The following is a 22,233-nucleotide window of genomic DNA, read 5'->3' as shown; positions in this document are numbered from 1 at the left end:
CGAAACGGACTAAACGTTCAGTTCCTGCCAGGAATAAAAAATACAACGAACAACTAGGAGATAGAAAAATGGTAAAAATCGGACAACCCGTAGAAGAGTTCAACATGGCCGCCTTCCAGAACGACGAAATCAAGGATATCGCGCTGTCGGATTATAAAGGCAAATGGGTCGTTGTGGCCTTCTATCCGGCTGACTTCACTTTTGTCTGCCCGACCGAGCTCGAAGAGCTGGCGGAACTCTACCCGAAATTCCAGGAAAACGGTGCTGAAGTCATTTCCGTTTCCACCGACACAGCCTTCGTGCACAAAGCCTGGCACGATGAATCCAAAGCCATCGGCAAAGTCAACTACCCGATGGGCGCTGACCCGACAGGTGCCGTTTCCAAACAGTTCGGTGTTTACATCGAAGAAGAAGGTCTCGCCCTGCGCGGCACCTTCATCATTGATCCCGACGGCGTACTGAAAACCGCTGAAATCCACGATCTCGGTATCGGCCGTTCCGCTGCGGAAGCCTTGCGCAAACTCGAAGCCGCCAAGTTCGTTCACGAACACGGCGACCAGGTCTGCCCGGCCAACTGGAAACCCGGCTCTGATACCCTGACCCCCGGTCTGGACCTCGTCGGAAAAATCTAAACCGAAACCCCGGAGCGACAGCACCCTTGCTGTCTACGGTCGTCGGAGACGGCGACCCTCCTATCCCTTTCCCTAAAAAAACACCATCCCAAGTCCTCCCGCCCCGCCCCCCTTCGGGGCGGGAGGCATCCTTCAAAAAAAGGAGAGCGGGGTGCTCTCCTTGAATCTATTTCCATACCGCAGCACACCGCAATCCCCAGGGATTTTGCGCACCGCAGTGCACGACTGCTTAAAGCCAGGAGATAACCTATGTTAGAACAAGCCGTTAAAGAGCAACTTAAAGGCGTCTACGCCGAACTGAATTCCACCTATCGCCTGCTGGTTTCCGCCAAGGGACATCCGGCGGAAAAAGAACTGGTCGGAATGCTTAACGAAGTCGCCTCCACCTCCGATAAAATCTCCGTGGTCGAACAGGAGGCCGAAGGGCTGCAGTTCCAGATTGAACGCAACGGCGAAGTGCTCCCGATCATCATCCGCGGTATTCCCGGCGGCCACGAATTCACCACCCTGATTCTCGCCATCCTCAATGCCGACGGAAAAGGCAAGTGGCCGGATGACGGCATCAAAAACCGCATCGCCGCACTCAAAGGTCCCGTCAAGCTGGTGAGTTATGTCTCCACGTCGTGTGTCAACTGCCCGGACGTAGTGCAGGCACTCAACCAGATGGCGCTGATTCACGACAACTTCCATCATGAAATGGTCGAAGGAACCCACTTTCAGGAAGAAATTTCCGGACGTAAAATTCAGGGCGTTCCCGCTGTTTTTGCCGACGACACGCTGATCCACGCCGGAAAGGCGGAACTCTCCGAACTGCTTGATAAACTGGAAGAACACTACGGGGCCGGCGAAGTCCAGGCCGGCGAAGTGAAAGAATATGACGTTGCCATTATCGGCGGCGGTCCCGCCGGCGCATCAGCCGCCATCTACACCGCCCGTAAAGGACTCCGAACCGCCATCATTGCGGAAAAGATCGGCGGACAGGTGAACGAAACCAAAGGCATTGAAAATCTGATTTCCATTCCCTACACCGAAGGCCCGCACCTGGCCGAAAGCCTCTTCAAACACATCAGCGAATATCCGATCGACATTCTGGAGCACCGCCGCGTCGAAGGCATAGAGGACGGCACCCGAAAAACACTGCATATGAAAGGCGGCGAAACAGTCACCACCGGCGCACTGGTGCTGGCTACCGGAGCCAAATGGCGACAGCTCGGCATCCCGGGCGAAAAGGAAAATATCGGCCGCGGCGTCGCCTTCTGCCCGCACTGCGACGGCCCGTTCTATAAAGATAAACCGGTCATCGTGGTCGGCGGCGGAAACTCCGGCGTCGAAGCCGCCATCGACCTCGCCGGCATCTGCTCACAGGTAACGTTGCTTGAATTTGCGGATGAACTGAAAGCCGACGGCGTACTGATCGACAAAGCCCGTTCGCTGAACAACGTCACCATTCACACGAATGCGGCGGCCTCCAGGGTACTCGATAACGGCGACAAGGTTTCCGGGATCGAATTCACCGACCGCGTGTCGAACGAAACCCGGACGGTGCATGCCGACGGTATCTTTGTGCAGATCGGTCTGAGTCCGAACAGCGCGCCGTTCAAGGATCTCGTTGCAATGAACCAAATGGGTGAAATTGTCGTGGACGGTCATTGCCGCACCGACAAAACCGGCATCTATGCCGCCGGCGATCTGACCACCGTTCCCTACAAACAGATCATCATCGCGATGGGTGAAGGCGCCAAAGCCGGACTCTCCGCCTTTGAAGATTTTGCCCGCGGAAAGATTAGTCAGCTCGCATACACATAATTTTCGGCCACGGATCAACACGGAAAAACACGGATATCCGTTCGTGTTCATCTGTGGCTTCTTATTTGGAGAAAGCCATGTGGGACGAAAAATTTAAACCCTTGACTGCTTACCGTTGATCATGGTCACTTTTCACCATTGAGCGCAACGCAAGGAAATGATCCTCGCGATATTTGATACTCTCCTTTTTACCCAACAGCTCAAACTCCAGCCTCAAAGGAAACATCCCGCCTTCCTTCGATGTTTTCTGCGCCATAATCCACTCGGGAATCTCATAGCATTGCTGCTTCGATGCATGACGCCACTGCGCAAAATGTTTCGCACATAGACATATCGCATTGCCGGGCTCATCAATCCAACGTCCCTTTTTGTGTTCGATGAGATATGCCGCCACAAAATACGGTTTCCCATTCCGTTTTGGCCAAGTCTCGCCACAAATCTGACATTTACCTTTATACCACTGAAGTATCGTTTCCCTCGTTTGTGAATCTTTGCACTCAAGAGTTTCACTCACCCGCACCTGTTTTCTTACAGAAGACGGGGGTTCACTCCTTTTTCGTTCTTTGACCCCTGCATCCAGCTTTTTCTCCCTCTGCACGGGATTTTTTGAAGTTTCCGAAAAGGAATCATCCTCGGACTCATAATGTTCATTCAGTTCTGTTTTCCCTGGCTTGTTAAAACTGTCGCCCATACCTTCCTCCACATTGATTGTGGCAATCTCAACAGATTCATTTTCTGAACACTGTGAACGGAGCTTTTCATATTGCTTAGGATCCTTTTTCAACTGCTCAAGTACCAGCACGTCATCCTGTTCGATGCCTAAAACCCTTGCTGCCGCCTGCCGTTCCTCGCTTTGCCCAAAGCCAACAAGCTTTAACCAACCATTCGTTGCCTCTGAAATATCGAAAGTCGGTGTTGGATCATCATCCGTCACCCCCGTGTAAAGCGTCTCATTAGTCAAATCGCAAGGACGCTTCCAGCCACCATCCTTATGCAACAACCAAGGGAATTCCGCTAATTGCTGTATTAATTTCGAGGATTGAAACTGGGTATTACGGTTTCTGTTGGCCTGATACTGTGCGGTTAAATGAGGTTCACCTGCCTTGCACATCAGCTCCCATATTAGAACTGAGGCATTGAATTTCCGTTCGTATTCCAAACTATCCGGCGCAACGGCCTTCTTCAATAAATCCTCCAAATATTCCGGCAACTTATAATTCGAGTGACATAATGTTGATCTCTCCCTGTTAAACTCCCTCTTTATCCCTTCACTCTCCCACCCATTGCACTTAATTGGTTCTATCTTACCTTGAACGCCCAAACTTTCTGCGAAATCAATGAATTCCTGACCTAGACCAACGTAACAATGGGATAGTAGTGAACGGGTATTTTCGTCATTGCAACTCAACACATCCGACAAGAAGGTTGTTTTAATCGGTTGATCGATATAGCACTGGCTCCCTCGCAAGAAGAAATCGACCTGTTCAGTTTTCAGCAACACCCCGTCTTCGACACCGGGATACTCATCCACCAAAAAGATTGGAACCCCTGAAAACAAAGCATGTGCGTCATATCTATTATCCTCCCAATAAGCAACGAACGTACGCATATGATTCAAATGAGCTTGAACGGAAATCGTAACTTTTTTTTCAGAGCAATACACCGTATTCAGCAAAATCCAAATTTCGTCCCGGCTGTTAAATTGATGAACCCCAAGAAATTCAAGAAACTCCTTCACATCTTCCCATTTCTCGCCAGCCTCTTCTTTTAGCAGGAACAACAACATAGGTATATCGGTTGAAACAGTAGCCTTCTCATGGAACACGACATTCCCATTTTTTGCGCCAACCCATTCGCCGGACTGTAACGGAATGCAATGGACATTTTTACTAAGAACCTCTATTTTGTGGGATTTTTTCGCATTCGCAAATAGGAAGAATTGAATCAACCATGCCAGAGACGAATTCTCGAAGAGTGGGATAGCCAAAGTCCCCAATGTTCCCAGACGCCCCAGAACATCCGGAGGGGAAACCTCTTTTACCGCAAGCTCATGAATCAAGTAGTCCCGTAACGCGGGCGTCTTATCCGTCGTTATGCCACCATCGAGCCACATCCGTGGCTTTCCCCAAATATACTTGGATATATTTTCCGGGAACAATGCACGCAACTCTTCCCCGCGGGCAAGCAGTGCATTTCCTGCATTCGCGTGTTTTCCATCCTGATCTTTTGGCAAATACTCCCCATTAAGAAAACATTCCCTTACGCGCTGGTACAAGGGCATGAATGGCCACTGCCTTGGATAATCCGGTTGCCAGTCTGCCTTTCCCCAACTGCTAACATCAGTAACTTTTATAGGCAGACTTTGCACAAAAGAAACATCCAGTAAGCCCATGGTTTTAATTTGTCCCATACTCTCACCCAAGAGCTCTGCCAATTGCAGAATGAGATGCTTATTCAACGCATCTTCATAGCGAATGTTCTCGCGGCTGGGAGTTGTACGGAATGCGCCATTGACCAAAAAACCAAGATGCGTTTCCAATGCGGTTTCAAACAGAACAAACAGACTTCGATTCGGAGCTTCCACTATACGTCCATTTTCCATGAGAAATGCGATGGATATGGGATTTAGCTTCTCCTCCTCCCATTCGATAGATTTTTGGAACACAAGATACGTCTGCTCCGACTCTCCATCCGTGAGATAGACTTGCCCATTATCATAAATCTCCTTCAAATAGTGGCCAGTCGCACTGCCAAACGACCACCTGACTTCCTGCACATTTTTGGTAAACAAGAGCGTCGTCAGGCCAATGTCCTGTAGTTTTGCGCTTATCTCTTCATAAGCATCTTCGGCTTTTTTTTCCTGCTCGACAAAATCGGGGTTTTCTGTGGAGTGGTTAAAGGGGAGCACGATACGGGTTTTCTCGTTGGGGAAATCGTCAGGCTGATCTATTCCCCGCAATCGGTATAATCCGTATATCTCAAAACTTTCATCTCCTGAAATAATCTGCGGGGTTGCTGTAAAAGCGAAGACGGACTTGAAGCCCAGGCCAAACCGCCCGGTTTTAGTTTCATCATCCTTGCTTGTGCTATTTTCAAAATCGCTGATTGCCCGGACATTTTCTTCCTGAAAAGGTGTTCCGTTGTGCTCCAAAATTAATTCGTCTGGATTTAGCCGAAACTCGACTGTTGTCGCACCATAGTCGTCGGCATTCTGCAATAGCTCATAGATAAAGTGGGTAGGCTGTGAGTATAGATTAACCTGCGATTTTCTGGACGAAGTCCGTTCTCCCAAATCCTTAATGTTGCTTTTGGTTATCGATTCATAATCACTGGGCATTGTTATTTCTCCATTTCCTTCAAGAACCGATCGCGCATACCGCCAGGAGTTTTGTGGGGGATGTATAAATCATCAGCGTTTTGGATGACAAAACGATTACGGGCTTCGGCGGCGGCATTTTACTCCTCCACCACCAAGACTCCAAACACAACAGGCCGAGCATGAATGTCAGCGGTTAATTGTGCAGATTCAAGTTCTGCCCTCTTCCGCTCATAATCAACGCGGCATTTTTTAAGCTGACTCTCTCGCATTCTTTGGATATTCGCATTGGTTGCCTCGCTAAGCCGACCCTCCAACAGATTCACTCGCCCCCGGGTACTGGTTTCGAGACTTTCCTGCCGGAACCGAACCATCTCGGCGGTCTGGGCCTGATGCTCCGCCTTCTCCAATGACCATAACTCATGATGCACCTTATCGAGGGAGTCAACCTCCACCTCCTGCACCGGATGTTGCACGGGATCAACCGCGGCGCCCGATTCAAGGAAGTCGAAGAAGCCCAGCCTTATTTCTTCGTTGTCGCAAACGGGAACAAGCCGAAGTTCCGGACGAAGTCCTTTGATTTCCCATGCATAGACAGCGAAAGGATAACTGCCCGGAACCAGTCCATTGCCCCGCACGCGCAACGCCGTGTGGACGGGTTCGGCGACATCGAGATAGCTCGCGGCCTGCCGCACCAACGGGTGCAGGGGCATGATGAATAGCGACTCGCGATGATCCGCGGCACAGGCGGAGTCGAAGGTGATGGAGGCATGGAGTTCGGCCCCCTTGAGCCATTTTTCCCAATCCCGATTCATGGGAGTCTTAGAGACGGCCAACTTGCGATAGTCCTCCAACAGCTTTCCACGGGCCTCCTGCGACAGGCGCAGGGTTTTCAGCGGTTTTTCGCCCAAGATATATTCCGATTGACCGAGGCGCCGGTTCAGATATTGAAGCACAAAGCGCTGAAGAGATGCCGACGAAAGCCAATAGCTTTCGGATGCCCGTAGTTCGGCATCGGGGACATTGCGGGGAAGCCTCAGGCCAAAGAGTTCGTGCTCACGCTCTTCCAAACGCTGCTGTTCCTGAACCTTGCGGACTTCGTTGTCGGCCAGTTGCTCCAGCTTTGACTGACGCTCTTTTTTTGTGAGCTCGAGGTTATCGGCGATATTCCTGATCTCGCGGGTGATATCCCCCAAAATTTCTTCGCACTCCCCGATGCTGGCCTCGAAGACGCCGATACGCGATAGACAGCGGTTGTAAATGTCCGCGTCAACCGTGCCGGGCGTAACCATGTTGTAGATGCCGACCGCCTCACTCTTTTGCCCACGGCGATCGATGCGGCCGATGCGCTGCTCGATCCGCATGGGATTCCACGGCAGATCATAATTGACCATCATGTCGCAGAACTGATAGTCGAGGCCCTCGCACCCAACCTCGGAAAAGAGCAGCACGTCCAAAGCGGCGGAATCTTCCTTGGGAAGCTCGAAACGGTTGCGCAGCACAAGACGGTCTTCATCCTTAACGTTCCCGTGCACCATACCAACGCGAATACCGTCGGCGCGGAGTTTCCGCTCTAGGTAAGCCAACGTGTGCCGGAAGGTGCTGAAAACCATCAGCTTGTTATTCGGCAATTCAATCTTCCCGTTCACGATGCGCCGAAGTGCGTCATATTTGGGATCTTCCGGAGGCAATGCATTCGCCGCTGCGACAATATCCCGCGCCTCTTTTTCCAGCACCTTAACAAATTCAGGCGGTTCGCCGTTATCGTCCGCTGATTCCTGCCATTCGAGTTCAGAGATCCGTCGTTGAACAATATCGGAGATAAACGGCGCCAAACCAAAGATGCAGCTTGCCGCCTGACGACGGATCGTGCTCATCATGAACTGCACGTTTTGGCTACCGTGCACAATCGCCAACGCCTTGGCCTGAAAATTCAACAGATCGGTATGCAGTTGCTTTTGAGCTTCCGTGAAATCAACCGCCACGGTCTCCGGCTTGCGGGTACAAAAGGTTCCTATATCCCTGCGCCGCGTTCGATTAATCAGCCGCGAAAAACTGTGGAATCCCTCCATCTGACGCACAAGACCAACACGCTCTTCCCGCGATAACGGGCTTTTTTCGAGCGCGTTCACCAAAGTCTGGAATCCGGGACTGTTCTTTAGGATGGATTGTCCCCATGCGGTACCCGCGGCATTGTTCAGAGCTTCCACAGCACCTGCCTGCCAATCGTCATCTCCCGCACGCGTCAGATTAACGGCTTTGTTGATGAAGGGATTGGGTTCGGCCATGTGCCCGAAGGTTTCAGGATCGATCACCAGATCAGGGCGCAACAGATTCAGCAACGTAAACAGATCGTTGTTGCCCATTTGCACCGGGGTTGCCGTGAGCAAAACAACCGCCTCGGCATGCTCACAAAAATAGCTAACCGCTTTATAAGCGTGGGTAGAGGCATTCCTGACATGGTGCGCCTCATCCACGATAACCAGATCGAACCTAGGCGGAGGATCGAGATCGAGCAGACCCAGTTGCTTCTTCCGACCATTCGCATTGCCGTTCAACAAAGCCTCATCCTGAAGAAGTGAGTACGGAAGGATGGCCTTGGCATGCGAGTCCGGCCACTCCCCATCCAAATCAGTTTCATGAATGCAATGGCGCAGAGCTTTGCCGTCAAGCGGGACAAAGCGCTCATCGAAACGCTTCATTTCCAGCTCCCACTTGCGCTCGGCAACGAGCGGCTTGGGACAAACAATCAGCACGGACTCCACATTACTCCGCGCCTGCAGCTCACGCAGGATCAACCCCGCCTCGATGGTCTTGCCCACACCAACGCTATCGGCAATCAAAAGGCGCGGCTGATCGGATTGAATAATTTTCAGCGCCGGACGAAACTGATATGGAACGAAATCGATGCGGGCGGCATTCAGAGAATAGAGGGTCGAAAGAGAAGGATGCCTAATCTGCAATCCCGTCAAGAGACTATGCAGCTCGTTGAGTTCGACCACCTTTTTATCGGACACCTGATCCGCGAGCTGAAGTTGAGTGACATAAAACGGCTGAGGCCTCCCATCCAAAAAGACCGTGTACTTGGCGGAATCGCCCGAACCATCGGAACTCATCACCACGCCCGTTTTTTCAGGATTACTAATAAGCGCAACCAAACTGCCGACACTAAAAAAACCGGATGATTCCGGTTCATCCGGTTTCGGGGGTTCCTGCAGAATATCGGGTTGCTCCACGGATCCCGCCCCCGCGATTTCCGCATTCCGGACAAGATCTTTCACCTGTCCGACGGAATCGAGCAGGGTGTCAGGCGCATCCAAGGCGCGCAAGAAACGCTGAAGCGTATCAACATCGCGGTAAACGTCGTCAGGCTCAATCCCATGCGCATCCATATGCGCCCAACGGTTGCGCACGGTCTGCATCTCCTTGAGATAGTTACGATCCTGATTCGTCAGATTGAACCGCGTCGAGATCTCATACCAGTTGCGATCCAACACACGTAACAAAGCCGCTAGATCAAGCTGCGAAAGAGTTGTCACCCCGCTTTGCTCCACCCGCCGGCGCTGCTGATACGACAGATTGGAAAGAACCAACGAGTTCCACCAGTCCTGATCCAGCTTTGACAAAGAATCGCGCAGCCAATTGCACAGATGCCTCGTGGACATTTGCAATAACGCCGACAGTTTTCCCGCAATCGCCACATCAATCATGATCACACCCTTCCCCCACATCCTGTATTTTAAAGTTTCTAGGCACACGATAGAGAACAACGTAGATGGGGTATATTTGCAAGCGCATTAGCAAGGTTCACAACTCCAGCGAATCCTGTTATCGTGTCAAAAAAACAAGGTACAAAGAAATGTGGGACAAAACCTATTCAACCGATGAATTTGTCTACGGCACAGAACCCAATGCCTTCCTTAAAGCCAACACCGATAAATTGAAACCCGGCAGCGTCCTCTGTCTGGGGGACGGCGAAGGACGAAACGGCGTATATCTGGCAAAACTGGGGTTTGAGGTCACCTCGGTCGACCTCTCCGAAACCGGGCTGGCCAAAGCCCGCGAACTGGCCGAAGCAAACAACGTGGAAATAAACACGATCTGTGCGGACCTGAACGACTATGCGGAAGAGCCGAACTGCTGGGACAACATCGTCTCCATTTTCTGTCATCTCCCGCCCCCGCTCCGCAAAAAGGTTCATGCCGCTTCAGCCGAGGCGCTGACTGAAAACGGTATTTTTCTACTCGAGGCCTACACTCCCCGGCAATTGGAGATGCCCGGCACCGGCGGCCCCCCGGTTCCGGAGCTCCTGTACAGCGCCGGAATGCTGAAAGATGATTTCCAATCCCTGGAAGTTTTCCAGGCATTGGAAACCGAGCGCGAAGTCAACGAAGGCAGCAAACATTACGGCCCCGGTGCCGTTGTGCAGTTACTGGCCCGCAAGACATAGATCTATTTAGACAAAATACCTATTCTCCACCCCGGCTTTTTGCTCTGGCCTGCTTCCGTTATCTCCGATATAGGAATAGTTCTTATTTACGGGGATTGGGTCCATGACGTGGAAGTGCACAGTATGCGGATATATTCACGAAGGCGAAGAGGCTCCGGAAACCTGCCCCGTGTGCAGCGCACCCGCCTCGGTTTTTGAACGGGAAACTTCGGCCGCTTCACCGGCTTCCAGGCTTTGGAAATGCACCGTCTGCGGATACGAACACGAAGGCCCGGAGCCGCCGGAGACCTGCCCGGTCTGCGGTGTTCCTGCAGATCAATTTACTGAAGTGGTCGCTGAAACACCGGTACCCGGACAAAATCCGGCAGCACCGCGGACTGTTTCCGAAGTCATGACCGAAACCATGGTCAACTGGGGCGTTGATACCGTTTTCGGTATGGTCGGCCATTCCAATCTCGGACTGGCGGATGCGATCCGTAAGCAATGCGAAGCAGGCAAACTGAAGTATATCGGCATCCGGCACGAAGGCGCGGCGTCGTTTGCGGCCTCGGCCTACGGGAAACTCACCGGCAAACCCGCTGCATGTCTTTCTATTGCGGGCCCCGGTGCCACCAACCTGCTCACCGGACTCTGGGATGCCCGCATGGACCGCGTTCCGGTTCTGGCCCTTACCGGACAGATCGACACGCAGGTGCTCGGCCCCGGAGCGTTTCAGGAGGTGGATCTCGCGTCAGCCTTTTCCAGTGTCGCCTGCTGGAGCCAGACGGTGCTTGAAACGAGTCATCATGCGGAACTGATGAATCTTGCGCTGAAAAATGCCATTCTGCAACGCGATGTCGGCCACCTGATTTTCCCGAACGAAGTACAGACGCTGCCCGTGCCGAATCAACCCCCTGGCAATCCGGAAGGCCGGCTTCCGGATCTTGCAATTTCACCGTCAGCATCTTCTCTTTCCCAGGCACTGGAACGTTTAAACAAAGCCGAACGACCGGCCATCATCGTCGGCCACGGCGCACGGTTTGAAATGGACGCGGTTAAAAAGCTGGCCGAAAAACTCAATTGCCCGGTGATCACCACCTTTAAAGCTAAAGGGCTGATCCGCGACGACGATGAACTGGGCTGCGGTGTACTCGGCCGCAGCGGCACACCGGTTTCCGCCCACTTTATGAACTCCGCCGACCTCCTCCTCGTTTTCGGCGCTTCCTTTTCCGCCCATACCGGCATTACCCCGGATATTGCAACCGTTCAGGTGGACCGCGATCCGATCACCCTCGGAAAATTCCATGCGGTTGATGTTCCAATGGTGGGAGACATCGGAAAAACCGCCGGTCTGCTTTTACAGGGATTGGAAGATCCGGCGAGTAAAGACCGCCGTACTGAAATTGCGGAGAAAAAGGCCAAATGGAAAACCGAGAAACAAAATCGCGCGGCTAAAGATCAGGGTGATGGCCTGAATGCAGCGATCGTCTTTGAAACACTCAGCGAACTGATTCCGGAAAATGCCGTAATTGCCGTGGACGTGGGCAACAACACCTATTCGTTCGGGCGCTATTTTGAAAGCAAGGGTCAACCGGTTTTGATGTCGGGGTATCTCGGCTCGATCGGATTCGGCTATCCCGCCGCCATGGGGGCCTGGGCGGCAGCCCCGGACCGACCGATTATTGCCCTGACGGGCGACGGCGGGTTTGGGCAGTACATGGGCGAACTCTGCACGGCTGTGAAGTACGGCATGAACATCACCCATATCCTCATCAACAACCATGAGCTCGGAAAAATCAGTACTGAACAGCGCATGGCTGAAATGACGGTCTGGGAAACCGGCCTGCACAATCCGGACTTTTCCGCGTATGCCGAAATCTGCGGCGCCAAAGGGTTCCGGGTTACTAAAGCAGATGAAATTGCTGACGCCGTGAAAACCGCACTGGCGCATGAAGGACCCGCATTGGTGGAAATCATGTGCGATCCGGAACTGATTTAAACGGCGCACGATGCTGCTGACAAACGACTGTTTTTAAAAATGTAAATGGATTAGGCGAAAACAATGACAACATATATATGCACGGTTTGCGGTTATGAACACGAGGGCCCCGAAGCCCCCGAAGCCTGCCCGGTCTGCGGTGCCGGTGCAGAGCTGTTCGATAAAAAACCGGAAGCAGAACCGGTCGGCCATTCAACCAACCTGCTGCCGCACGAGGAAACCTCTCCCTATCTGAAAGAGTGGGAGCGGCCATCCGATGAAACCGAAAACGGGATGAAGGACATCCATGAAATGGCCAAAACCGGGCACTCTATTTATGAACCGATGCGGACGAAACTCCCGGTTGTTTCCTGGGATGATCTGCTGTTCCGGGGCGCCCAGCTCAATCCCATGCCGCTGGCGCACGATGCCGACGTTTCCTCCCAAACCGTCATCGGCAGAAACGCCGCCAAACCAATGGAGCTGAATATCCCGATTCTGGTTTCGCACATGTCCTACGGGGCGCTTTCGAAAGAAGCCAAAATTGCACTGGCCAAAGGCAGTGCGCTGGCCGGAGCCGGGATGTGTTCCGGCGAGGGCGGTATTCTTGAAGAGAGCATCAGCTCCGCGCATAAGTATATCTTTGAATATGTCCCGAACCGTTACAGCGTGACAGATGAAAATCTGCAGCGCGCAGATGCCATCGAAATTAAAATCGGCCAGTCAGCCAAACCCGGCATGGGCGGCCATCTGCCGGCCGATAAAGTGACCGATGAGATTGCCGCTGTACGCGGCCGTAAAGTCGGCGAAGAAATTATCAGTCCCTCGACCTTTCCCGACATTCAAACCGCCGATGACCTGAAAGCCAAGGTGGATGAACTGCGGAAAGCCTCCGGCGGCCGGCCGATCGGCATCAAAATGGCGGCGGGAAATATCGAAGATGACCTGGCGTTTGCTTTGACGGCCAATCCCGATTTTATCACGCTCGACGGCCGGGCCGGTGCCACGGGCTCCGCCCCGAAATACATCAAGGATTCCACCTCGATTCCAACCATCTATGCCCTGCACCGTGCGCGCAAATATCTCGATGCCGTAAACTCCGAAGTATCGTTGATCATCACCGGCGGATTCCGTGTTTCATCGGATATGGCTAAAGCGCTGGCGATGGGGGCTGATGCCGTGGCCGTGGCCAGCGCCGCGATGATGGCGATCGGCTGCCAGCAGTACCGTATGTGTAATTCAGGAAAATGTCCCGTGGGGATTGCCACCCAGGATCCCGAACTGCGGAAACGCTTCGACATCGACCAATCGGCACAGCGTCTGGCCAACTATCTGAACGTCTGCACGGAAGAGCTGAAAACCTTTTCCCGCATCACCGGCCACACGGAAGTGTCGGACCTGAATACCAGAAACCTGGTCACCACCAACGCGGAGATTTCGGCGCATACCGATATTGAACATGCATAAGATTGATCCAGCAGAAATAGAGCAGCGCCTCGGGCAGCTGACTGAAACGTGTCGCGCCAACGGCCTGCGTATGACGCATCAGCGGATGGAAATTTTCCGGGAGGTCGCCGCCTCCGGCGAACATCCGGATGCGGACACCATTTTCAAACGGGTGCGGAAACGCCTGCCGACCATCTCCCCCGATACGGTCTACCGTACGCTGGCCTCGCTGGAGGAGACCGGACTGATCAGCCGCGTGAATCCCGTTTGCGGGCGCGCGCGATTTGATGCCAATACCGACGAGCACCACCATTATATCTGCACTAAATGCGGAAAAATTACCGACATCTATTTGAGCACCCCTCCCGCCCTGCCGGAGGGTATTGAAAATCTAGGCGAGGTTGAGTCTCTGCATCTGCAGGTACACGGCGTCTGCCACAACTGTAAATCAAGTTAACTAACAACAAGGAGTACACATCATGAAAAGCCTGAAAGGTACAGAAACTGAAAAGAATCTGATGAAATCATTCGCCGGGGAATCCCAGGCGCGCATGCGCTACACCTACTTTGCCAGCGCGGCCAAAAAAGAAGGTCTCGTTCAGATTTCGGCGATGTTTGCCAAAACCGCGGATCAGGAAAAAGAACACGCCAAGCGCTTCTTTAAACAGCTGGAAGGCGGCATGTGCGAAATCACTGCGGAATTTCCGGCCGGGGTAATCGGAACCACTGCAGAAAACCTGAAAGCGGCAGCTGAAGGCGAACATGAAGAGTGGTCCGATCTCTATCCGGCCTTCGCAGCCAAAGCCCGGGAGGAAGGTTTTGAAGCCGCAGCGGTCATCTGGGAAAAAATTTCCATCGCCGAAAAACAGCACGAAAAACAATACCGCGATCTGCTCGCCAATCTGGAAGCCGGCAAGGTCTTCAAGAAAGACGGTGTGGTCATCTGGCAGTGCCGGAACTGCGGATACATTCACGAAGCCGAAGAAGCCCCGAAAATGTGCCCCGCGTGTGCACATCCGCAGGCACACTTCGAAGTGCTCGGCGAAAACTACTAAAAATCGGCCGATGTCGACTTAAATCAAAAAGCCGAAGGTCCGGGACCTTCGGCTTTTTTACCTTCAGTGCTCCGCCCCGGAAAGGCGCAGGCGGAACCTTTGCTACAACGCGGCAATGGCCTTTTCAATCAGCGCTTTGGTCAGCAGAATCCCTTCGGTGGTTCCCGGCGCAGCGCCTTCCCACTCAACACCGATGTATCCGGAATAGCCGGAATCGGCCACAATGTTCATAATCCGATAATAGTCTTTGGTCGTTTCATTGCCTTCGGCATCAAATGCATGACTTTTTGCACTGACCCCTTTAGCAAACGGCATCAGCTCTTCCATACCTTTGTAGCGGTCGTATTCCTCGCCGGTTTTACGGTTGATCATGAAATTTCCAAAGTCCGGAAGCGTTCCAACGGTCGGAAGATTCACCCGATTCATTACACCGGCAAGCCAGGCCCCGTTGCTGGATAGACCGCCGTGATTTTCAACAATCACGTTCAGTCCATAAGGCTTCGCAACTTCCGCCAGTCTGATCAGTCCGTCAGCGACCAGTTTCTGCTGTTCTTCAAAACTCCCTGAGCTCCCCGCATTCACACGGATGGAATGACAGCCGAGTTGCGCAGCGGCCTCCATCCAGGGCTTGTGTTTTTCAACGGTTGTTATACGCGCGGCTTCTTTCGGATCACCTACGCGCCCGCAGCGATCACACATGATCAGCAAACTCTTAACGCCCTGATCATCGGCCCGTTTTTTCAGTTCATTAAAATAGGCTTCATTCCCCTCTTTCCCGAAATAGAACGAGTTGACGTATTCGAGCGCACTGATACCGCAGGAGTTCTTTGCATAGACCGCAAAATCGAGCGGAGAAAGCTTTTCGGCCCCCGGCTCTTCACCGCGGTGCAGCTTACGGACGGACCACTGCGCCAACGAAATATTGAACTGCGGTTTCGGCTGACGCCCTCCGGCAAAAGTAACCGTTCCTGAAGCTGCAGCCATTGCTGCTATGAAATTTGTTCTGTTTATCATCACCATCTCCTGGGTTAATCAGATTGTTTTCCATTTCGTCTGTGCACGAAAGAGGTCTTCTCCGCCGGCCATAATCCCATGGTTAATAAGATGACCGTCCTGAAGCTGACAAATGGACACTTCCTGGCCATAGACCGCTTCAGAAAGATAGTTCACTTCCAGAGCCAGAATCCTGTGTGACTGATGAAATTCCAACGACAGGTTATTCATGATCCATTCCACATACCGAATATTGCTGACGTGGCCGTTTTGATCGAGATCCCCGTAATTCACCGACATAGATGATCCCGCAGTGCAACCACAGGTTTTCAGCCTCGACAGCTTTGAATCAAAGAGCTTTCTTCCGGCCGGAAAATCCGCACGGGTCCACCAGTCAGGACTGACCCGCACGCGCTTTTTGTAATCGATGACAAACCAGGCGGTGCTCGCAAGCAGAATGGTTTCGCCGGCGGCATCCGTAAATTCAAAATCACGATAATAAAAAAGACGATCGCGGCCCGACGGCCAGGTACGAAGCGTTACGCGTTCCCCCCATTTCGGCAAACGTTCAATTTCCAGCCGCATACGCGCGAGCACCCAGGCCATATTGGATGGAGCCAGGTGGGTGTGACCCAGCCCGAAATGTTCAGCATGCAGGTAGGCCGCCTCCTGCATAAATCTGCAAAACACTGCTAAACGGGCCGTACAATTCGTATCCACATCATACGAGCGAATCTCAAATTCGGTCTCCCATACATCTTTAATCATTTTTCACCCCCGCTTCGCTGGAGCACAATAACGCTGAGTCCGCCGTGACCTTGGAGTCCGCTGTGAGGAAAAATATCATTTCAAATCGTCTTTGCCTGCATCTCTGCCGGAAGAGCCAGCTGATGATGATGGCAGATGGCAATGGCCAGCGCATCTGCGGCATCTTCCTGAGGCTGCTCTTTAAGATTCAGTAGACGCATCACCATTTTTGCAACCTGCGTTTTATCGGCTGTCCCGGTGCCCACCACAGAGGACTTTACTTTGCGCGGCGTATGCTCGGAGATGCTCAACTGCTGCACCGCGCAAGCCGCAATCGCCGCGCCGCGCGCCTGCCCGAGCACCATCGCTGTTTTCGGGTTTTTTGCAAAAAAAGCTCCCTCGATTGCAGCATAGTCCGGTTGATGATCCTCAATCAGGTCGGAAATCGTTTTATAAATATTTTCCAGACACTGGGAATGCGGAAGCTTTGGTTTATTATGGATCCGGCCATAGGCCAACGCCCGCATATCCTGCCCCCGAACCTCAATCACCGCAACGCCTGTCGAACGCAGCGACGTATCAATCCCCAGAATTCTGACTGTCTCTTTCGCCATATCTACAGCATCCCTGAAAACAAAAAAGGACGCGAACAAATTCGCGCCCTTCAACCACACTGTGCACAGATGTGCTACTCAGCTTCGAGCTGCGCCGCAATTTCATCCGAAATGTCAAAGTTGGAATAGACATCCTGAACATCATCAAGCGCTTCCAGCGCTTCAATAAAGCCCATAATTTTTTTGGCCTGATCCACATCCGTCACTTCCGTCACGAGATCCGGAATCATCGTAATTTCTGATTCAGCCATTTCAATACCGGCTTTGGTAATGGCATCGGAAACATTATCAAAATCATTCGGCTCGGTAATCACTTCAAACTGATCGCCATCCGTCTTCAAATCTTCGGCGCCGGCTTCGAGCGCAACATCCATCAGCGTATCTTCATCGGTCTGATCTTTCTCAATAAAAATCTGTCCTTTGCGCTGGAACATACGGCTGACCGATCCGGGCGGGGCCAGCTCCGTTCCGGCTTTGGTGAAAGCATGGCGCACTTCGGATGCCGAGCGGTTTTTATTGTCGGTCAGCACTTTCACCACCACGGCAATTCCCCCGGCGGCATAGCATTCGTAGGAACCTTCTTCAAGAGTCCCCCCTTCAAGCTCGCCCGTCCCCTTCTTGATGGCACGTTCGATGTTGTCCTTCGGCATGGAAACGCCTTTGGCTTTCTGTACCAGAGCACGCAGCTGAATATTGTCATCCACATTGCCGCCGCCGGCCGCTGCCGCCACGATGATTTCCTTGGCGATTTTACTGAAAATTTTACCGCGCGCCGAATCGGCCGCCGCTTTTTTGTGCTTAATGTTAGCCCACTTACTATGACCTGCCATTGTATCTAACCTCCGTGTTGTCTGCGCGATGAGTGATGATTGAGGTGTGCCTGATGCTGATCACGCCTCAACGCTCACTCGTCACGAACCTATCCAATTTTGACCTGAGCAAAGCCACGCTTTCCGGAGCGGATAATCATGCCGTCTTCCGGCGTGATCTGAGCGCGTTCGTCCGTCACTTTTTCGTCGTTAATCCTTACCGCGCCCTGCTTGATCAGGCGTCGTGCTTCACCGTTGCTCTTACAGAGCCCGGCCTGCACCATCAGGCTGAGCAACCCGATTTCTCCAGCCGGCACGATGACTTCCGGAATATCGTCCGGAAGTTCCTTCTGCGCAAAGATACGCGTAAATTCTTCGGAAGCTGCTTTAGCTTCGGCTTCACCGATAAACCGGGAAACCACGCCCTGACCGAGCATATCCTTCACCGCACGCGGATGCAGTTCTCCGTGTTCCACCTTGGCTTTTGTTTCAGCCACTTTTTCGGCCGGCCAGCAGAGAATATATTCAAAATATTTCCACATCAGGTCATCCGGCACACTCATCAATTTACCGTACATATCGCGCGCTTCTTCGTTGACGCCCACATAGTTATTGAGCGACTTCGACATTTTCTGCACGCCGTCAAGCCCTTCGATCAGCGGTAGCGTCATCACACACTGCGGTTCCTGCCCCATCACTTTCTGCAGTTCACGGCCGAGCAGCAGATTGAAAAGCTGATCGGTTCCACCGAGCTCAATATCGGCCTCGATCATGACCGAGTCGTAGGCCTGCACCAGCGGATAAAGAAATTCCACCAGCGAGATCGGACGGTTTTCCGCATAGCGCTTGGAAAAATCATCGCGCGCCAGCATCTGTGCAACAGTGACGTGGGCCGTCAGACGAATCACGTCTTCAAATTTCATTTCGCCGAGCCATTCAGAATTGAAACGGACTTCGGTTCTTTCCGGATCGAGTATCTTGAAAACCTGCTCTTTATAGCTCTCGGCATTTTTTGCAACCTGCTCTTTCGACAGCGCAGGGCGCGTGGCTGATTTTCCGGATGGATCACCGATCATCCCGGTGAAGTCGCCGATAATAAAAACGACCGTATGGCCGGCATCCTGAAATTCGCGCAATTTATTGAGCCCGACCACATGGCCGAGATGGATATCCGGTGCGGATGGGTCGGCACCATATTTCACCCGCAGCCCGCGCCCTTCGGCCGCGCATTTTTCGAGTTTCTTTTTCAGCTCGTCCCGGCTCACAAAGTCCACCGACCGTGCTGTCAGGAAATCAACTTGCTCTTCAATATTCATGTGTTTGCTCAAACCGATTTATTCGTTACAGAAAATAAAGCGCGCATTTAGCCACAAACACGCACGAAAGTCACAAAAAAACCTGCCCGAATCCGGGCAGGTTTTCAACATTCAGCGCAAGAAGTCTATTTCTTGTCACCGGGGTGCCACTCTTCGAGGGCATCACCGAAGGCGTTATCGAAGGCGGAGCCGAGGTCGACCAGCTCTTCACCGGACTGCAGTCCTTCGAGCATGTCTTCCTGAACTTCGAATTCGTCATCTTTAACCTTGGCGGCTTTGACGCTCAGGCCGATGCGGTGTTCAACCGGATCCACTTTCACCACACGGGCTTCAATGGTATCACCGACATTCAGAACGTCTTTCACTTTTTCAACGTGATCATCGGAGATCTGGCTGATGTGAACCAGACCGTCGATACCTTCTTCGATTTCAACGAATGCGCCGAAGGACGAGATCTTGGTGACGATGCCGCTGACTTTCGCACCGATCGGGTAGCGGTCAACAATGCCGGCCCACGGATCATCCTGCGCCTGCTTGAGGCCGAGGCTGATACGCTGATTGGTGGAATCGATTTCGAGAACCACGGTCTGAACTTCTTCGCCCTTCTTGAGGACTTCAGACGGATGGTTGACCTTGCGGGTCCAGGACATATCCGACACGTGAATCATGCCATCAACACCTTCTTCGAGTTCAACGAACGCACCGTATGAGGTGAAGTTGCGGACTTTACCTTCAACCAGCGAACCGATCGGGTATTTACCGGCAACCACTTCCCACGGGTTTTCTTCGGTCTGGCGCATGCCGAGGGAGATCTTCTTGTCATCGGTACTGACATTCAGAACCACTGCATCCACTTCGTCGCCGACGCTCAGAACGTCTGCTGCGCGCTGGATCCGTTTAGTCCAGGACATTTCAGAAACGTGAACAAGACCTTCGACACCCTCTTCGAGCTCAACGAACGCACCATACGGAGCGAGGTTGACGACTTTACCGTGTACACGGCCGCCGATCGGGTAGCGGGCTTCGATTTCTTCCCACGGATTATCCATGGTCTGCTTGAGGCCGAGGCTGATGCGTTCTTTCTCGAGGTCGATATCGAGAATCATCACATTCAGTTCATCGCCGACCTTAAGCAGCTCGGACGGATGGTTGATGCGGCCCCAAGTCATATCGGTGACATGGAGCAGGCCGTCGATGCCGTCGAGATCAACGAATGCACCGAAGTCGGTGATGTTCTTGACCACACCCGGACGGACCTGGCCGACCTGGATTTCCGCAAGGATCTTACGGCGGGATTCGCGGCGGGACTCTTCAATGAGTTCGCGGCGGGATACAACGATGTTTTTACGCTCAAGGTTAATCTTGAGGATACGGAACTGATAGGTTTTACCCATGTGTTCGTCAGGATTACGAACCGGGGTAACATCGAGCTGGGAGCCCGGAAGGAACGCGTCAACACCGACATCAACAATGAAGCCGCCTTTAACGATGTTCTTGATGGTGCCTTCAACAATGCTGCCTTCTTCACATTCGTTAACGACGTAGTCCCATGCACGTTGCTGTTCAGCACGGCGTTTGGAAATGACGATCATTCCGTCTTTGTCTTCGAGCTGTTCGAGGAAAACTTCTGTTTCCTGGCCGACGGGATCTTCGTCGAGATCTTTGAATTCCTGTACAGGAACGATGCCTTCGGATTTGTATCCGATATCGATGAGCACATCGCCGTCAATTACGCTCAGGATTTTGCCGGGTACGATCGAACCTTCCGTGAAGTTTTTCAGGGTTTCGTCGTACATTGCTTCCATGGCTGCGTTGTCCGCACCCAGGTCTTTGTTAGTTGTTGATTCCATGTTTAAAGCGGGCACACGCGCACCCTGACCTTTTTGTTTAATTTTATTTACAACCATGTTCAAAGCGCCGGCCACTCAGCCGAAACACACTTCTCCCATGAACGAGCGCGCCATAATAGACGTATCCTGCTCTCATGCAAGCGGTAATTCCTCTTTTTCCAAAGGCTGGAAATCAGCATTCCCTGTCATCGAAAAAACGACATCAGTCCGAAATCACTGCATTCTCCAGCTCGCCGCCGTTTTCATAGGCTGTGATATTTTCGAGCGTGGTTTTTGAAATGGCAGTAACCGCCTCCTGCGTAAAGTAGGCCTGGTGACCGGTAATCACCACATTCGGGAAAGTCGTCAGACGAGCAAAAACATCGTCGGTTCGAATTTCAAACGTTTTATCTTCGAAAAAGAGTTCCTCCTCCTCTTCGTAAACATCGATGCCCAGATAGCCGATTTTTTCCGACTTCAGCCCCTCGATCGCCGCTTTGGCATCAATCAGCGCGCCGCGGCTGGTATTGATGATCATGACGCCTTTTTTCATTTTCGAAATCGTCTCACTGTTGATCAGATGCATGGTTTCTTTGAAAAGAGGACAATGCAGCGAAATGATATCCGAGGTGCAAAATAACTCATCCAGACTCACATATTCGACGTCGAACTGTTCCTTACAAACCGGATTTTCCACTTTGTCGTGCGCAATAATCCGGCAACCGAAGCCCGAAAGCACACTGGCCACACGCTCCCCGATTTTTCCGGTACCCACCAACCCGACCGTCCGAGTCCGCATATCAAAGCCCAACAGACCGTCCAGTGAAAAATTACCTTCTTTAACGCGCGAATTGGCCCAATAAATCTTACGATTCAGTGCCAGCATCAGCCCAACGGTGTGCTCCGCCACCGCATACGGTGAATACGCCGGAACACGCATCACAGTCACACCCAGCTCTTTCGCGCTCTTGATATCGACATTATTAAATCCGGCGCACCGCAGCGCCACCAGCCGGGTACCCTGCGCCGCCAGCGCAATCAGCGCAGAGGCATCCACGCGGTCATTCACAAAAACGCAGACACATTCAAAGCCCTCTGCAAGCTTAACCGTTTCCCGGACAAGACGCGTATCGAAGTAGGTAATCTCATGGCCGAAGCCCTCATTACACCGATCGAAAAACTTTCTATCATAAGGTTTGGTACTGAAAAATGCTATCTTCATAATGAGGTTTCATTTACCGCATCCCGGGCACCGGCTCGAAC

16 protein-coding genes are annotated in these 22,233 nt (G+C 52.4%); 7 read left to right on the top strand and 9 right to left on the bottom strand.

Features of this window, described 5'->3' with window-relative positions; translation table 11 throughout:
* Window positions 1–68: 68 nt before the first annotated feature.
* Both P9H32_RS06690 and ahpF read left to right on the top strand, forming a co-directional pair.
* Window positions 69–632: a peroxiredoxin gene (locus P9H32_RS06690; RefSeq protein ID WP_322608113.1), complete on the top strand. Its 564-nt coding sequence runs from the start codon at window positions 69–71 to the stop codon at window positions 630–632.
* Window positions 633–881: 249 nt separating this feature from the next.
* Complete coding sequence (ahpF, locus tag P9H32_RS06685) at window positions 882–2,438, top strand: alkyl hydroperoxide reductase subunit F (RefSeq protein WP_322608112.1); 1,557 nt, start codon at window positions 882–884, stop codon at window positions 2,436–2,438.
* Between the two features lie 109 nt (window positions 2,439–2,547).
* On the opposite strand, the gene P9H32_RS06680 is transcribed toward ahpF, so the two are convergent.
* A complete protein-coding gene (locus P9H32_RS06680) occupies window positions 2,548–5,775 on the bottom strand; it encodes a sacsin N-terminal ATP-binding-like domain-containing protein (protein WP_322608111.1) in 3,228 nt (1,075 codons plus the stop codon).
* A 119-nt stretch (window positions 5,776–5,894) separates the two neighbouring features.
* On the bottom strand, window positions 5,895–9,464 hold the full coding sequence (locus P9H32_RS06675; protein WP_322608190.1) for a DEAD/DEAH box helicase: 3,570 nt from the start codon (window positions 9,462–9,464) through the stop codon (window positions 5,895–5,897).
* 149 nt (window positions 9,465–9,613) lie between these two features.
* Here P9H32_RS06675 and P9H32_RS06670 point away from each other — a divergent pair, with 149 nt between their 5' ends.
* The 5 genes from P9H32_RS06670 to rbr all read left to right on the top strand — a co-directional run bounded on the left by P9H32_RS06670 (window position 9,614) and on the right by rbr (window position 14,662).
* Window positions 9,614–10,204: an SAM-dependent methyltransferase gene (locus tag P9H32_RS06670; protein WP_322608110.1), complete on the top strand. Its 591-nt coding sequence runs from the start codon at window positions 9,614–9,616 to the stop codon at window positions 10,202–10,204.
* Window positions 10,205–10,307: 103 nt separating this feature from the next.
* Complete coding sequence (locus P9H32_RS06665) at window positions 10,308–12,182, top strand: thiamine pyrophosphate-dependent enzyme (protein ID WP_322608109.1); 1,875 nt, start codon at window positions 10,308–10,310, stop codon at window positions 12,180–12,182.
* Between the two features lie 63 nt (window positions 12,183–12,245).
* A complete protein-coding gene (locus P9H32_RS06660) occupies window positions 12,246–13,628 on the top strand; it encodes a glutamate synthase-related protein (protein WP_322608108.1) in 1,383 nt (460 codons plus the stop codon).
* Window positions 13,621–14,064: a Fur family transcriptional regulator gene (locus P9H32_RS06655; RefSeq protein WP_322608107.1), complete on the top strand. Its 444-nt coding sequence runs from the start codon at window positions 13,621–13,623 to the stop codon at window positions 14,062–14,064. The genes P9H32_RS06660 and P9H32_RS06655 overlap by 8 nt, the downstream gene beginning before the upstream one ends.
* 22 nt (window positions 14,065–14,086) lie before the next feature.
* The gene (gene rbr, locus P9H32_RS06650; protein ID WP_322608106.1) at window positions 14,087–14,662 is read left to right on the top strand and encodes a rubrerythrin; all 576 of its coding nucleotides are present in this window, start codon (window positions 14,087–14,089) and stop codon (window positions 14,660–14,662) included.
* Between the two features lie 102 nt (window positions 14,663–14,764).
* On the opposite strand, the gene P9H32_RS06645 is transcribed toward rbr, so the two are convergent.
* The 7 genes from P9H32_RS06645 to P9H32_RS06615 all read right to left on the bottom strand — a co-directional run bounded on the left by P9H32_RS06645 (window position 14,765) and on the right by P9H32_RS06615 (window position 22,192).
* On the bottom strand, window positions 14,765–15,676 hold the full coding sequence (locus P9H32_RS06645; protein ID WP_322608105.1) for a sugar phosphate isomerase/epimerase family protein: 912 nt from the start codon (window positions 15,674–15,676) through the stop codon (window positions 14,765–14,767).
* Window positions 15,677–15,694: 18 nt separating this feature from the next.
* Window positions 15,695–16,423, bottom strand: coding sequence for an acyl-[acyl-carrier-protein] thioesterase (locus P9H32_RS06640; RefSeq protein ID WP_322608104.1), 729 nt, complete (start codon window positions 16,421–16,423; stop codon window positions 15,695–15,697).
* Between the two features lie 80 nt (window positions 16,424–16,503).
* Window positions 16,504–17,016 carry a crossover junction endodeoxyribonuclease RuvC gene (gene ruvC, locus P9H32_RS06635; protein WP_322608103.1) on the bottom strand — a complete coding sequence of 171 codons (513 nt, stop codon included), beginning with the start codon at window positions 17,014–17,016 and terminating at the stop codon, window positions 16,504–16,506.
* A gap of 74 nt (window positions 17,017–17,090) precedes the next feature.
* Complete coding sequence (locus P9H32_RS06630; RefSeq protein ID WP_322608102.1) at window positions 17,091–17,846, bottom strand: YebC/PmpR family DNA-binding transcriptional regulator; 756 nt, start codon at window positions 17,844–17,846, stop codon at window positions 17,091–17,093.
* Between the two features lie 89 nt (window positions 17,847–17,935).
* The gene (gene tyrS / locus P9H32_RS06625) at window positions 17,936–19,141 is read right to left on the bottom strand and encodes a tyrosine--tRNA ligase (RefSeq protein ID WP_322608101.1); all 1,206 of its coding nucleotides are present in this window, start codon (window positions 19,139–19,141) and stop codon (window positions 17,936–17,938) included.
* Between the two features lie 125 nt (window positions 19,142–19,266).
* Entirely contained in the window at window positions 19,267–20,991 is a 1,725-nt protein-coding gene (rpsA, locus tag P9H32_RS06620) for a 30S ribosomal protein S1 (protein WP_322608100.1), read from the bottom strand.
* Window positions 20,992–21,193: 202 nt separating this feature from the next.
* On the bottom strand, window positions 21,194–22,192 hold the full coding sequence (locus P9H32_RS06615; RefSeq protein WP_322608099.1) for a 2-hydroxyacid dehydrogenase: 999 nt from the start codon (window positions 22,190–22,192) through the stop codon (window positions 21,194–21,196).
* Between the last annotated feature and the right edge of the window lie 41 nt (window positions 22,193–22,233).

It is taken from the genome of Pontiella agarivorans, from assembly GCF_034531395.1.
In the GTDB taxonomy this organism is placed as follows: domain Bacteria; phylum Verrucomicrobiota; class Kiritimatiellia; order Kiritimatiellales; family Pontiellaceae; genus Pontiella; species Pontiella agarivorans.
This window is presented reverse-complemented; position numbering and strand designations above follow the sequence as displayed.

Excerpts from the sequence above, each read along its gene's own strand:
- rpsA (WP_322608100.1), bottom strand. The coding sequence starts at position 20,991 with ATGGAATCAACAACTAACAAAGACCTGGGTGCGGACAACGCAGCCATG.
- P9H32_RS06630 (WP_322608102.1), bottom strand. The coding sequence starts at position 17,846 with ATGGCAGGTCATAGTAAGTGGGCTAACATTAAGCACAAAAAAGCGGCG.
- ahpF (WP_322608112.1), top strand. The coding sequence starts at position 882 with ATGTTAGAACAAGCCGTTAAAGAGCAACTTAAAGGCGTCTACGCCGAA.
- P9H32_RS06675 (WP_322608190.1), bottom strand. The coding sequence starts at position 9,464 with ATGATTGATGTGGCGATTGCGGGAAAACTGTCGGCGTTATTGCAAATG.
- P9H32_RS06655 (WP_322608107.1), top strand. The coding sequence starts at position 13,621 with ATGCATAAGATTGATCCAGCAGAAATAGAGCAGCGCCTCGGGCAGCTG.
- P9H32_RS06640 (WP_322608104.1), bottom strand. The coding sequence starts at position 16,423 with ATGATTAAAGATGTATGGGAGACCGAATTTGAGATTCGCTCGTATGAT.
- P9H32_RS06670 (WP_322608110.1), top strand. The coding sequence starts at position 9,614 with ATGTGGGACAAAACCTATTCAACCGATGAATTTGTCTACGGCACAGAA.
- rbr (WP_322608106.1), top strand. The coding sequence starts at position 14,087 with ATGAAAAGCCTGAAAGGTACAGAAACTGAAAAGAATCTGATGAAATCA.
- P9H32_RS06665 (WP_322608109.1), top strand. The coding sequence starts at position 10,308 with ATGACGTGGAAGTGCACAGTATGCGGATATATTCACGAAGGCGAAGAG.
- P9H32_RS06680 (WP_322608111.1), bottom strand. The coding sequence starts at position 5,775 with ATGCCCAGTGATTATGAATCGATAACCAAAAGCAACATTAAGGATTTG.
- P9H32_RS06690 (WP_322608113.1), top strand. The coding sequence starts at position 69 with ATGGTAAAAATCGGACAACCCGTAGAAGAGTTCAACATGGCCGCCTTC.
- P9H32_RS06660 (WP_322608108.1), top strand. The coding sequence starts at position 12,246 with ATGACAACATATATATGCACGGTTTGCGGTTATGAACACGAGGGCCCC.
- tyrS (WP_322608101.1), bottom strand. The coding sequence starts at position 19,141 with ATGAATATTGAAGAGCAAGTTGATTTCCTGACAGCACGGTCGGTGGAC.
- P9H32_RS06645 (WP_322608105.1), bottom strand. The coding sequence starts at position 15,676 with ATGATAAACAGAACAAATTTCATAGCAGCAATGGCTGCAGCTTCAGGA.
- P9H32_RS06615 (WP_322608099.1), bottom strand. The coding sequence starts at position 22,192 with ATGAAGATAGCATTTTTCAGTACCAAACCTTATGATAGAAAGTTTTTC.
- ruvC (WP_322608103.1), bottom strand. The coding sequence starts at position 17,016 with ATGGCGAAAGAGACAGTCAGAATTCTGGGGATTGATACGTCGCTGCGT.